We start from the raw sequence: 13,358 nt of genomic DNA, 5'->3' as shown, positions 1-13,358 counted from the left end.
TGGATCAGAACGAGTTAAGGGGAAAAAAAGTAATATTGTATCCGCTTAAGTTTATAGGGGGAACCAACGTTGTTGTTGAAAACAGAAGAAAAAATGATCCATGAGGGCAAATGCTTATGGATCGTATAAAGGCAAGACAAATGCTGGATTGGGTCGTGTTGAAGCTGAGAATACCCTGGATTGGGACCAGCATTCTGATCATTCTGGGCTCACTAAGCACCATTTTTCCGTTTACTTTATTCTATGGTGTACAGTTTATGATTGGGAGCGCGGCAGCACTCGTTGCTCTTCGTTTGCATGGGGCCATCTATGGATTTGTCACCCTTACAGTCATCCATCTGCTGAATACTGTCTTTGTCGGCTTTGTGCCGCACAATCTAACTGTCATGCTTGCCCACTTCATGGAATTAATCTGGATGCTCGTTTGGCAGATCCGCTGGAAGAATGGCAGCTTAATCAAGGCTAATGCTGTCTTTTGGGTAGTCATGTTACTTCCTGTTATCTATACCGGGCATTTTATGTTGGGTTTAAATATAGACGATTTGAAGTATGAGTATATGTATATTGCTGTGATTGGTATGGTGAATGCGCTGATTGCGGGAATTGTAGTTGATTTTTGGATCACTACGGGTGAACACAAATCAAAACGCATGGGAACCATCCCATTAACAAGAATTGCGTTTAAATATGTAGTCGCCTTTGTGGTATTTGTTTCTCTCGTACTGTTATCCGCAGATAGCCGCAGACAATTGGATCAAATGAATGATGCCATATTACGTGATATGAAATATGCAGCGACTGCGGTTGTTCAGGATATTGATGAAGAGTATGTTACCTCCGAGAATATGGATCAGAATATGGCGCGTTATCATCATCTACTAGGCGTGAATGTGATTCTGCTGGATCGGAATGATACGGTCGTCGCTTCTGGATTGAATACACTTCAGGCAGGCGATTACCTGGACATGGACAGATTCCGTCTTCTGAAATCAAGGGATAATCTCTTTCTGTTAAGTTCCGCAAATATCCATTACAGCGATGTATTGAATCACTGGAAACAAGCCTCTTTTATCTATGAAGCAGAAATGACAAGGTTAACACCTTATCGGGTATTCATTGTGACCGACTCGTCCGAGTATTACCCCCGAATCGAATCCATTTACCTGACCACGCTGCAATCCCTGTTCATCATCATCGTGGCTTCCATGATCGTAGCGGCTCCTCTCAGCAGTAAGGTTGTTAGCCCGTTGTTAAGACTGACTAGGATGACAGGCTCTCTTCCGAGACTGCTGTTTCGAAATGGGAAGATGGAGTGGCCAACCAGCCATGTAACCGAAGTACAGATCCTGATTGGCAATTTGCGCAAAATGGCTGATGTGCTGCTGGAACAATTCGAACAGATTCGTCACGACAAGTTAACGCTGGAGGACAGGGTTATTGAGCGTACCAAGGAACTCAAGAATAGTGAAGAGGTCAAACGTGCCATTATTGAATCCTCTATTGATGCGATTATCGCTGTGGACTCCAATGGGTTGATCGTTGAGTTTAATCCGGAGGCTGAAAGAATGTTTGGATTGCGTCGGGAAGAAGTGATTCTGCACAAGGAAGCGCCGACTCTTTTTCAAGGGGCCAGCTGCAAGGAGATCAAGAATTTGCTGGAGCGATTTGAATATGTTGAAGGTAAAAGATACACCATCGTTGAAGAAATTTCAGGTATTCGACGGGATGGTTCCGTATTTCCGATTGAGTACAAAATTGTTGAGATCCAGTTGGGCAAAAATGAGACATTATATAACCTGTTTATTAAGGATATTACAGAGCGGACCAGAGCAGAAGAAGATCGTGTACGTCATGCCCTGGCGCTGGAGAAGCTGAACTCAGAGTTGTTCAATGAGAAGATTGCCATTCAGGAACAGCGAGATATCAGTGAGCAATTTATTGAATCCGTACGAGAAGGGCTTGTGATGTCTGATCGATCAGGGACCATAACCATCGTCAACCGAAGGATAGAAGAGATGTTTGGTTTGGGTGATTTTATGGGCAGATCCATTGAAGATTTGGCGCAGGCGATTGATACGATGGTATTAACGGACAACTTCAATCTGATGGAACAGACGAGAGCATTCCTGAATGGAGAAACAGCGTTTATCGAGACCGAATTTATATTCAATAATGTGGATAAAAGTGTATTTTCCTTGTACATGAAGCAGATGGATGTCCCGGGTAAAAACCATGGGTTTCTGCTAGTGTTCCGTGACCGGACAGGAGAAGAACGGCTGGATCGGATGAAAAATGAGCTGATCAGTGTGGTATCTCATGAGCTTCGAACGCCTGTAGCCACCATTATGGGATATGTGGAATTAATGATGATGTATGACCTTCCGGCAGCTCAGCAGCGGGAATTCATGCAGACCATCTCTTCGGAGGGCAAGCGGCTGAGCAGTTTGCTCGATGATGTACTCGATATTCAGCGCCTCGACAACGAAGGTATGACTTACCACATGACGTATGTACCGCTGGTTGAGTTGGTAGAAGGGGTTGCCGAACAGTGGAATATGAAGTCTGCCCAACGTATCTACGTGCATACGTTTAATGGAGACTTTTTTGCTTATGCTGACCAGAACAGGATGGTTCAGGTTCTGCATAATCTGGTGGGCAATGCAGTCAAGTATTCTCCGGGAGCCGATCGTATCGATGTGACGTTATGGGAAGAAGAGGAATGGTTATGTCTTGATGTGCGTGACTACGGAATAGGCATTGCGGAGCAAGAGAAGGACATGCTGTTCAACAAATTCTATCGGGTCGATAATTCAGATCATCGGCAGATTGGTGGAACAGGAATTGGGTTGTACATTTCCCGTAAAATTGTAGAGGATCACAAGGGTACACTGACCTTTATATCTGCACCGGACAAAGGAAGTACGTTCAAGGTTCGACTGCCCAAGCAGGACGTATTGGTGTAAATTTAATGATGGATGAAGAAATGTATTTCACTTTTTTATAAATAATAATTATTTACGAGACCTACGGATAGAGCCTTTGCCCTTCAGCGCGTGAGCGTGATAAGGGGAAAGGCTTTTTTTGTTTTTCAATTTCCCCGGATAAAAAAACAACTTCTTTTGCAAACTGTCTATAGAGCCATAATTTGCATCCCATGCAAAAGGAGGACGGCAGGTATATGTTCCGTAAACAAGAGAAAACACTCATTATCGTCTGTCTGGTTGCAGCTGTGGTTGTGCTGTATGCCGTTGTGAAGAGCATCATCCGAATCATGAGTTATTAGATACATGTTCAAGCAGAGTAACTGCTGTCGTACATAACGATTATGTGAAAGAGGAGTGTAACCATGTCATCTCTGGACCCTGTTTTGCTCAGCCGGATACTAACCGGCCTTACCCTGTTTGTGCACATTATTTTTGCATCTATTGGTGTAGGTGTTCCACTCATGATTGCCTTGGCCGAGTGGCGAGGACTACGAACCAATGATATGCATTACACCCTGCTGGCACGCAGGTGGGCGCGAGGTTTTGTCATCACCGTTGCCGTGGGCGTCGTTACAGGCACCTCGATCGGATTACAGCTCAGTCTGCTGTGGCCGATGTTTATGCGGGTCGCGGGTCAGGCGATTGCGTTGCCACTGTTTATGGAGACGTTCGCGTTTTTTATAGAGGCGATCTTTCTTGGGATTTACCTCTATACGTGGGATCGTTTCAAAAAGAAATATACGCATATGCTGCTGTTGATTCCGGTAGCTCTCGGCTCATCTGCATCTGCGATTTTCATTACAACGGTGAATTCCTTCATGAACCAGCCTCAGGGATTCACCCTGATTAATGGCATCATGAAGGACATTCATCCGATTGCTGCCATGTTGAATCCGGCAACGCCAACCAAAGTGTCCCATGTACTCGCCTCATCCTACACCTTGAGTGCAGGTATCCTGGCGGGGATAGCCGCCTTCAGTTTGCTTCGGGGACGGGATCATGTGTATTACAAAAAAGCACTGAAACTCACGACGGTATCTGCGCTCGTATTTGCCGTCAGTACCGTCATGATCGGCGATTCCTCCGGTAAATTTCTGGCGAAGTATCAGCCGGAGAAGTTGGCTGCCGCAGAATGGCATTTCAAGACGATGAAAGAGGCACCGCTCGTTTATGGGGGGATTTTGGATGAAAATAATGAAGTGAAATACGCGATTGAGATTCCTTATGCCCTTAGCATTTTGGCGGGTAATCGTCCAGATACGGAAGTGAAGGGTCTCGAAGAATTTCCGGCGGATCTGAGACCACCACTATCCATTCATTATATGTTCGATCTGAAAGTCACAACGGGAGTGATCATTCTGATGATTCCTGTGTTATATGTACTGCGGCGGTGGTTGCCAGGGCGCAAGCCGTATCCCAAATGGCTGCTGCTTGGCATTGTCTTGCTGGGGCCTCTGGCCATGATTGCCATCGAGCTGGGGTGGATGTTCGCCGAAGTTGGCAGGCAGCCTTGGATCTTACGCGGTTATATGAAGGTGGCGGAAGCGGCTACGACGTCAACTTCGGTAGGATGGATGCTGGTGTTGTTCATCTTGCTGTATCTGATCCTGTGTTTCTCGTGCATTCGGGTACTCAGCAAGCTGTTCCGTAACAAGGAAGCAGAGAAGGAACTGGAGTCTCTGGGGCTTGAAGGAGGGATCGTGCATTGAGTTTCGAAATTGCAGGCATCGCGATATTGTGGACGTTTTTGTTCGGTTATTTGATCGTCGCTTCGATTGATTTTGGCGCCGGGTTCTTCAGCTTTTATAGCATTTTGACCGGGCATGAGAACAAAATTCATAACATCATTCAGCGCTACCTGTCTCCCGTGTGGGAAGTGACGAATGTGTTTTTGATCTTTTTTGTGGTTGGTCTGGTCGGATTTTATCCGGACAGCGCCTTTTATTACGGGACAGCTTTGCTGGTTCCGGGTTCCCTGGCTATTGTACTGCTTGCGATCCGGGGCGTATATTACGCCTATAATACCTATGGCAACCATGGGCAGAACAGCCGGATCTACATGGCATTGTACGGGGCGACGGGATTGCTGATTCCGGCGGTATTCTCCACCATTTTGGCGATATCCGAAGGCGGGATCATTGAGCAGGTGGGCGATCAGGTGTTTTTTCGCTGGCGTGAATTTTTGACGAATCCCTATACCTGGTCGGTCGTTTTGCTTGCACTGGTTAGTGTGCTCTACATCTCGGCGATGTTTCTATCCTATTATGCAAAACGGGCTGGGGATGAACCGGCATATGAGGTGCTTCGGGAGTACGCGCTGCTCTGGAGTTTGCCTACCATTTTTGCGAGCTTTCTGGCTTTTCTGCAGATTAACAAACAGAATCCCGCACACTTTGAGCAGATGGTGGATATTTCGTGGATGTTCATCGCTTCGTTTATTTGTTTTGTCATTGCGGTGTCGCTGGTGTGGAAAAGTAAATATCTAGGTTGGTGTTTTGTCGCTGTCATGCTTCAATTTGCCTTTGCCTGGTATGGCTACGGGCGATCCCACCTTCCGTACATCCTGTATCCTTACATCAATATTTACGACAGCTTTACGAATCGGACGATGGGGATTGCGCTCATTACAGCGTTTAGTCTGGGGCTACTCGTGCTCATTCCTTCGCTTGTGCTGATTATGAAGCTGTTCCTGTTTGATGCCAATTATGTGCGCGGTAATTCTGGTAAAAAGAAAGGATGAGTCTGTTCATGCACCCAAACATGTTCTTACTCATGACTCCCTTGCTGGATCCACTATCTACTGAGGGAGTCACGGGGATACCCGGTATAACCGGATTGAGCTTTTTTGAGACATTCACCATTATGTACGCCCCTCCACTGATCATTGCGGCTGCTATTGTCTTTCTGTTTGTATATCTGGCTGTATGTAAGAACCCAAAGGATTGATTGGTTGGTACGTCCATTCCCGTTTGGGGTAATCTTTTGTTAAGAAATGAGGAAGGGAGGAGGGCCCTTTCATGCCGAAAATCCGTTATAACAATATCGATAATGTAAGTACGGACAAAACGCTGAAGGAATTCAAACAATGGAGGGAGCAGCGGCGCAATAAAGTGAAGGACTACTCCTACACCGTGCCCAAACACCCGCCTGAACTGGATTATCTGCATGCCAACCGGGAGGACACAAGTATCACCTGGATTGGTCACTCCACGTTTTTCATTCAATATTATGGATTGAACATCGTGACTGACCCGGTGTGGGCCGAAAAAATGGGATTTCAACGAAGGCTCGGTGCCCCCGGCATTCCGATTCAGGATATTCCACCTTTGGATGTGATTCTGATATCCCATTCCCACTATGATCATCTGCATCTGGCTTCCTTGCGTAAGCTGATTACAGCCAAGACATTGCTCATCGTACCCGATGGTCTGAAGCGCAAGATGATTCGCAAAGGATTCCATCGATGCCAGGAGATGAAATGGTGGGATCATATGACACTTGGCGGAGTCAAAATAACTTTTGTCCCTGCACAGCACTGGACGCGCCGAACGTTGTTTGATACCAATACGTCCCATTGGGGCGGTTATGTATTGGAATCGAACCATCCGGCAACGACTTCAGCAGCGGAAAGTGCTGCAACAACGAACAATCAGGATGAATCATCCACGGAATCAGGGAAGAACGAAACATCCAAAACATCAGGCGGTCCGCCTGTGTTGTATTTTGTGGGTGATACAGGTTACTTCCAGGGTTTCAAAACGATTGGAGAACGCTTTGACATTGGTGTTACCCTGATGCCCATCGGTGCCTACGATCCGGAATGGTTCATGACTTCTCAGCATGTGACACCCGAAGAAGCGCTGCAGGGGTTCGTTGAATCCGGTTCACAGCTCATGGTGCCAATGCATTACGGCACATTCAAGCTGGCGGATGATACGCCCAAGGAAGCGCTGGATCGGCTGGAAGTTGAACGTGAACGTCTAGGCATTGGTAAAGAGCGGATTCGGGTGCTTGGTCATGGCGAGACGCTCCGCATTCACCACGAGGAAGGCAAACAGGGCTAACAAAAATGAGTCAAATATGTTAATGTAGGGGTATGCCTGCATGAACAGTGTATTTACCAAATCTTTAATAAGTAAAAAGCGGCCAATTTTCGAATTTGCCGCTTTTTTGTGTTATAATATGGTGCCAGAATAGGCATCGGGATATTGAATCCATGATTTACGCAACTTGCTATTCATGCAGTATGCAGATTAACCAATAAAGGATGGTATGCTTAATGATCAGTACAAGCGGCATCACGCTCCGCTACGGAAAACGTGCACTTTTTGAAGATGTAAATATCAAATTCACACCAGGAAACTGTTACGGCCTCATCGGCGCCAATGGAGCCGGTAAATCAACATTCTTGAAAATTTTGTCCGGTGAAATTGAATCAAACTCGGGAGAGGTGCACATCACCCCGGGCGAACGTATGGCCGTTTTGAAGCAAAACCACTTTGAATATGATGAGTATCCGGTTCTCGAAACGGTAATTATGGGTCATAGTCGTCTCTATGCCATTATGAAAGAAAAAGATACGCTGTATGCTAAAGCAGACTTCACTGAAGAAGACGGCCTGCGTGCAGGTGAGCTTGAAGGTGAATTTGCCGAGTTGAATGGCTGGGATGCTGAGCCGGATGCAGCGGCACTCCTGATCGGTCTGGGTATCGACCGTGACATGCACGATAAGAAAATGAATGAACTAAGTGGTAACGAAAAAGTTCGTGTCCTGCTTGCACAAGCATTGTTTGGTCGTCCAAACAACCTGTTGCTTGATGAGCCTACCAACCACTTGGATCTCGAATCCATTCAATGGCTTGAGAACTTCTTGATGGACTATGAAGGTACTGTTATTGTGGTATCCCATGACCGTCACTTCCTGAACAAAGTATGTACGCACATTGCGGATATCGACTTTGGTAAAATCCAGTTGTACGTAGGTAACTATGACTTCTGGTATGAATCCAGCCAATTGGCACTTGCATTACAACGTGATGCCAACAAGAAAAAAGAAGAGAAGATTAAAGAGCTTCAAGCCTTTATTCAACGTTTCTCTGCGAATGCCTCGAAATCGAAACAGGCAACTTCCCGGAAGAAACAACTCGACAAAATCACGTTGGATGACCTTCGTCCATCGAACCGTAAATATCCGTTTATCAACTTCAAACCTGAGCGTGAAGCCGGTAAACAATTGTTGACCGTAGATCGCATCAGCAAATCCATTGATGGGGTAAAAATGCTGAATGATATCAGCTTTGTCGTGAACAAAGGGGATAAAATCGCATTTGTTGGTCCAAACGGGAATGCCAAGTCACTGTTGTTTGATATTCTTATGGGTGAAACGGAATTGGATAGCGGCGAATACACTTGGGGTGTAACAACAACTCAAGCTTATTTCCCGAAAGACAACTCCAAATATTTTGACGGTGTAGACATGACTCTTGTGGATTGGCTCCGTCAATATTCCAAAGATCAGGATGAAACGTATCTGCGTGGATTCTTGGGACGTATGCTCTTCTCAGGTGAGGAATCCTTGAAAAAGGCAAGTGTACTCTCCGGGGGCGAGAAAGTTCGCTGTATGCTGGCGAAAATGATGCAGACTGGTGCTAACGCATTGATTCTGGATGAGCCTACGAACCACTTGGATCTCGAATCCATTACAGCGCTGAACAATGGTATGATTGATTTTGACGGCACCATGCTGTTCACTTCCCATGACCATCAGTTCATTCAAACCATTGCTAACCGGATTATCGAAATTACGCCGAATGGCATCATTGATCGCCAAATGAGCTATGACGAATATCTGGAAAGTGACGAAATCAAAGAACTTCGCAATAAAATGTATCCGGTAGAAGCTTAAACTAAGGATTATCTACGGCACATTATTATAGGAACACCAAAGAACCGCAAGCCTCTGTGAATAGGGGTTGCGGTTCTTTTTGTAATTCAATGGGTTTCTCTGCGGGTTTAAGACCTAAGATCCACCAGTACGGCGACGTTGGTTGTTAGGCTTCTTGTTGTTTTGACTCTTCATCGCTTTAGGTCCGCCTTCAAAGTAGGCGCTGGATTGGTTACCGGAATTTGCTTGTTCTTTCTTCTGCGCCAGCTTTTGGCGTATAGCATCCTGCAAACTGACCTTTTTCGGTTCGTTATTTTCGCTCATCGTTATTTCCCTCCCGGTCTTACAGTGAGCCGTCCAGATTGGACGGGATGTACCTATTTTATACGTTTTACAAAAGCCCTACAAGGGCAACCTGATAAAATGCTCAAAACCTTTGGTTTTACCCAGGCCAACATTTTTTCTCATTAACTACAGCCCTGCCGTCTGGCAACTTTGTTTCGGCTTGCCTACAGCAATGCAGCCTGGCAACACTGTTTCTGTAGACCCACACGCTCCGCATTTGTTAACATGGAAAAACCGTAATACGAAACGTTAAAGGGGTGTCGCCCGGTTTGAACGCTTATGAAGAAATTCGAAAAGGGGAGCGAGGAGCTTGGGTTAGTATTGCAGCCTATCTCGTCTTGTCCGCCTTTAAGCTGATCTGTGGATATTTATTTGCTTCCAGCGCCTTGCTGGCCGATGGTTTTAATAACCTTACGGATATTGTGGCATCCATTGCTGTATTGATCGGGCTTCGGATCTCCCAGAAACCACCTGATTCGGATCATGCCTATGGTCATTTCAGAGCGGAGACGGTTGCTGCCTTGGTGGCTTCATTTATTATGGCTATGGTTGGGCTGCAAGTATTGGTTGAAGCCGTTCGCTCCTGGTATGAAGGAGCCTTTGTTGCTCCAAATCTGTGGGCGGCAGCGGTGGCTGTAGTCTGTGCTGTGGTGATGTTAGGCGTATATCGTTACAATCACCGTCTGGCTAAACAAATTAATAGTCAGGCTCTGATGGCTGCGGCGAAAGATAATCGTTCGGATGCCTGGGTCAGCATAGGCGCTGCAATTGGAATTATAGGTGCGCAGTTTGGACTTCCATGGCTGGATAAAGTAGCTGCCATTGCTGTAGGTCTGTTGATCTGCAAAACGGCTTGGGAGATTTTCCGGGATTCTACACATCGTCTTACCGATGGATTTGACCAGAAGGAACTGACGGATCTCAGATCCTCAGTAGCACGCGTTCCCGGTGTTGAGATGATCAAGGATGTGAAGGCACGTGTGCATGGCAGTCATGTACTTGTGGACGTAGTCATTGAAGTGGACGGAGGCCTAAGCTTGATTGAAGGCCATCAGATCTGTGACCGTGTTGAAGAGCGGTTGAAGCGATCGCATAACATCATGCATGTACATGTACATGTGGAACCAAAGACGGAAGAAGTCACAAGGAACCCTTGAACAGGGAGTGAACATCTTGGAAAATGAAAAGAGGACAGCCGCGATTGTGCGTGCTGTCCTCTTTACTTATCATTAGAACGATTATACGATGTTACTGAATGGCAACGTGGATCCACGCTTTGCCTTTCCAAGTGTATACTTGTACCCACTCGCCGCCATCGAATCCATCAACCACTTCACCTGTTGTATCGATGACTTGGGAGCCTAATGCACCGATTGGTTTACCATTAGGTGCATCATAGAACCAAGTGCGCTCCAGAAGGTTCAGCAACATCGTTGGTGCCAGTACTTCATCGCCTGGTTTTACGAGTGGCTCTTCAAACATTTTGTCATCTGTAGTCGTAGCTGGCGTTTCAGTTGTAGTTGAAGTACCTTCTGCACCTGTAGTGTCTGTTGTTGTGCCTGTTACAGTCTCAGCAGTACCTTCTACTGTGTCTACAGCAGGTTTGTTCACTTCAACAGCTGGAGTTGTTGTGGTCGTTGGCGTTGTTGTAGCCTCAGTTCCTGTTTCCGGAGTTACCGTTCCAGTAACCGCTTCCTCAGCACCTGCAGCGGCAGCCATCGAACCCATCAACGTTAAAGCAGCAGCAAAACTTACGATTTTTTTCATTTTCTTTTCCTCCTCGGTTTGTTATGTAATTTGTTGTCCTGTGTTAAAAGTAACCAAGCAAGCTACCTTATGAATCACAAATTATAACAATATTTTCTTGCATTCTCCAGTGTCAACTGGCTCATATGTGGGTATATAGCAAGCCTGTAAATATCATACTTCGGTGGGATAAAACCGGGTTGGCTATCTCAAAAAGGTCCTGTTTTTTTTGGGATTCATACGAGAGCGGATTGGAATAAAGCAGAAGGGAGTGCAATACATAATATAGAAAAGTTGACCTATGCCTGAACGCACAAAAGCCAATCGGCTTGGAAGCACGATCGGCTTTTGTATGTATTCGTTAGTAAACACTCAGTCATTTCAGAGCCTGAGGTTATCGCATTCGGCTGCGTCCAGTAATCAGGGAGATTACGAACAGTACAACAAAGATGAAGAAGAGTACTTTCGCGATTGAAGCAGCTGCTTCAACAATACCGAAGAATCCAAAAATACCTGCTACCAGTGCAATAATTAGAAATAATACAGACCATTTCAACATAAGTATTCATCCTTTCGTATAAATGATTGTGCAGTGAGTTGTGTTCACCTCACCGCCTTGTGTAGTCTAACTTTAACCGGGTGCTAACCGCTTGAAACATTGGTTTTTTTTCCAAGCGAGGGCATATATGAAGGGATATATAATATTGTTTCGTCCGGGAAATCGCCGGGTAACTATAGCAATAACAAACTGATGCACATATGGAAAGAGAGGTTCTTCTATGATCTATCAAATTAGCGTGGCCCTGATTGCAGTGGCATTTGCAGTACTGGTTTTCTTTTTAATTCGTACCTTGAAATCCGCTCAGGGTTCTTTGGACAATGTCTCACAGACACTGCAGGAGGTACAGAAAACCATTGATGAACTTAGTTATGAAGTGAAGCAGACGGTAAGGCATGCCAATGATATTACGGTGGATGTACAGCACAAAATGAAAAAAATTGATCCTGTTATGGAATCTGTTGAGAATCTGGGAGAAGTGTTGAACGAAGTGACGGCAGCAGCCAAACAAGTCTCCACAACGCTGATGGCGAAATTTCAGACTAAACGTAACAACGCTGAACAGACCAAACATGCTGAATCGGTTCATGTAACTGCACCGCCTGCTACATCAACGGATCGTACCCTGCAATCCTATGAAGCTACATATAATGGTGAAGCTAAGGGCGGGAAAAACTGGATGAAGTATATTGATGTTGCAGCGAATGTATGGCAACGGATGCGCAAGTAACATGACCGCTTTATAACCATGAAGAAGCCTTCAGAGCGGTGATGAACCTGATGAAAGGGTGAGAATCATGATGAAACTACTGCTTGTGATGTTTAGCGTAATTTCTCCCTTTTCCGTTCAACCGGCAGCGGTACCCGCTGCTCACGATATGCAATGGACGGTAATGGAAGAGAAGGCGTCAGAGGTAACTCTGGCTGTTGATCGATCCGAGACTTTCCAGCATTTTCGGACTCTGAATGGCATTTCTCTGGATGACACCATGGATGATTTGTTGGCCAACAAGGGCCAGCCGGGGCATAAGCAGGAAGATCCTTATCTGGGGTGTCCTGAATATCACTTTCATGATGTAAAGGTTGGTTTGTGTGAAGATACGGATGTTATTCAATATGTGCATATCGATGCATCTGAGAATCACATCATGTTAAACGGAAAGAGAATTGAGATGAATATTGAAGCGATCCATCATGCTCTCGGGAAACCTTATTATGTGGCAGAGGACGGAGAAGTGTTTCTCCGTGGAGACCAGGCTCTGAAAGTATATATGAAGTCAGGCTCTCAGCAGATTGAAGGCATTGATCTTTTTGATGACACAGTTTCCTAGGATTGGTTATTACCGAATCGTTTCAACCCCATATAGTATGGTTATATATTAAGTAGCTCGATACAGAAGATTAAATCAGAGGAGAGTGGAAACGATGAATTCAACCAATGAGCAAGCTTATGCAAAAGTGGTAGAAAACGGAGTCCAGGCGGTAGAAGCGGTGAAAGAATTGCAGATTACCGGATACCTTGCTGATCAAATCTTTGTTCTCGCCCATGAGAAGGATCGTACAGATCGAATTGCCGATACAGCAGATGCCAAAGAAATTGGCATAAAGGAAGAAGGCGTATTTGATTCCTTGGCGAATCTGTTCCGCTCACGTGGTGATGAACTCCGGGCCAAAATTGTTTCGATGGGCTTTACCGAAGCCGAAGCGGACTTCTACGAGAGTGAACTCGACAAAGGTAAAGTACTCGTTATTGCTAAAAAGAAAGATTAACCCGATATACGTTGCAAGTTGAAGTTTGCTGAACATAGACAAGCTTCTGAATCATTTATGTAAAATGCTT

13 protein-coding genes are annotated in these 13,358 nt (G+C 45.5%); 10 read left to right on the top strand and 3 right to left on the bottom strand.

Annotated features, from left to right (window positions below; genetic code table 11):
* Positions 1-116 precede the first annotated feature (116 nt).
* The 6 genes from QNO02_RS25725 (at position 117) to QNO02_RS25705 (ending at position 8,889) form a co-directional block, all read left to right on the top strand.
* Positions 117-2,963, top strand: coding sequence for an ATP-binding protein (locus tag QNO02_RS25725; RefSeq protein WP_165980413.1), 2,847 nt, complete (start codon positions 117-119; stop codon positions 2,961-2,963).
* 383 nt (positions 2,964-3,346) lie between these two features.
* Positions 3,347-4,693: a cytochrome ubiquinol oxidase subunit I gene (locus tag QNO02_RS25720; protein ID WP_091038553.1), complete on the top strand. Its 1,347-nt coding sequence runs from the start codon at positions 3,347-3,349 to the stop codon at positions 4,691-4,693.
* Positions 4,690-5,724 carry a cytochrome d ubiquinol oxidase subunit II gene (locus QNO02_RS25715; protein WP_091038554.1) on the top strand — a complete coding sequence of 345 codons (1,035 nt, stop codon included), beginning with the start codon at positions 4,690-4,692 and terminating at the stop codon, positions 5,722-5,724. The genes QNO02_RS25720 and QNO02_RS25715 overlap by 4 nt, the downstream gene beginning before the upstream one ends.
* Complete coding sequence (cydS, locus tag QNO02_RS30420) at positions 5,721-5,930, top strand: cytochrome bd oxidase small subunit CydS family protein (protein WP_502921841.1); 210 nt, start codon at positions 5,721-5,723, stop codon at positions 5,928-5,930. The genes QNO02_RS25715 and cydS overlap by 4 nt, the downstream gene beginning before the upstream one ends.
* Before the next feature lie 71 nt (positions 5,931-6,001).
* Positions 6,002-7,048 carry an MBL fold metallo-hydrolase gene (locus tag QNO02_RS25710; protein WP_091038557.1) on the top strand — a complete coding sequence of 349 codons (1,047 nt, stop codon included), beginning with the start codon at positions 6,002-6,004 and terminating at the stop codon, positions 7,046-7,048.
* Positions 7,049-7,263: 215 nt separating this feature from the next.
* Positions 7,264-8,889 (top strand): ABC-F family ATP-binding cassette domain-containing protein, encoded by a 1,626-nt coding sequence (locus tag QNO02_RS25705; RefSeq protein WP_091038559.1) that lies wholly within the window; start codon positions 7,264-7,266, stop codon positions 8,887-8,889.
* A 114-nt stretch (positions 8,890-9,003) separates the two neighbouring features.
* Here QNO02_RS25705 and QNO02_RS25700 read toward each other — a convergent pair whose 3' ends face one another.
* Entirely contained in the window at positions 9,004-9,192 is a 189-nt protein-coding gene (locus QNO02_RS25700) for a hypothetical protein (protein ID WP_017692261.1), read from the bottom strand.
* A 290-nt stretch (positions 9,193-9,482) separates the two neighbouring features.
* Here QNO02_RS25700 and QNO02_RS25695 point away from each other — a divergent pair, with 290 nt between their 5' ends.
* On the top strand, positions 9,483-10,370 hold the full coding sequence (locus QNO02_RS25695; RefSeq protein ID WP_249913179.1) for a cation diffusion facilitator family transporter: 888 nt from the start codon (positions 9,483-9,485) through the stop codon (positions 10,368-10,370).
* A 91-nt stretch (positions 10,371-10,461) separates the two neighbouring features.
* Here the strand turns inward: QNO02_RS25695 and QNO02_RS25690 are convergent, their stop codons facing one another.
* Positions 10,462-10,980, bottom strand: coding sequence for a hypothetical protein (locus QNO02_RS25690; RefSeq protein WP_091038561.1), 519 nt, complete (start codon positions 10,978-10,980; stop codon positions 10,462-10,464).
* Between the two features lie 373 nt (positions 10,981-11,353).
* Entirely contained in the window at positions 11,354-11,518 is a 165-nt protein-coding gene (locus tag QNO02_RS25685; RefSeq protein WP_017692264.1) for a DUF1328 domain-containing protein, read from the bottom strand.
* Positions 11,519-11,738: 220 nt separating this feature from the next.
* Between QNO02_RS25685 and QNO02_RS25680 the strand changes: the two genes are divergently transcribed.
* The 3 genes from QNO02_RS25680 (at position 11,739) to QNO02_RS25670 (ending at position 13,288) form a co-directional block, all read left to right on the top strand.
* Positions 11,739-12,248: a DUF948 domain-containing protein gene (locus tag QNO02_RS25680; RefSeq protein WP_017692265.1), complete on the top strand. Its 510-nt coding sequence runs from the start codon at positions 11,739-11,741 to the stop codon at positions 12,246-12,248.
* 67 nt (positions 12,249-12,315) lie between these two features.
* Positions 12,316-12,849 carry a hypothetical protein gene (locus tag QNO02_RS25675; protein ID WP_076328906.1) on the top strand — a complete coding sequence of 178 codons (534 nt, stop codon included), beginning with the start codon at positions 12,316-12,318 and terminating at the stop codon, positions 12,847-12,849.
* A gap of 94 nt (positions 12,850-12,943) precedes the next feature.
* A complete protein-coding gene (locus QNO02_RS25670; protein ID WP_017692267.1) occupies positions 12,944-13,288 on the top strand; it encodes a YflT domain-containing protein in 345 nt (114 codons plus the stop codon).
* The last annotated feature ends 70 nt before the right edge of the window (positions 13,289-13,358 follow it).

The sequence above is a fragment of the Paenibacillus sp. PK1-4R genome, assembly GCF_030369595.1.
Taxonomy (GTDB): domain Bacteria; phylum Bacillota; class Bacilli; order Paenibacillales; family Paenibacillaceae; genus Paenibacillus.
The sequence above is the reverse complement of the archived record's forward strand: the minus strand, read 5'-3'. Positions and strand labels throughout refer to the sequence as shown.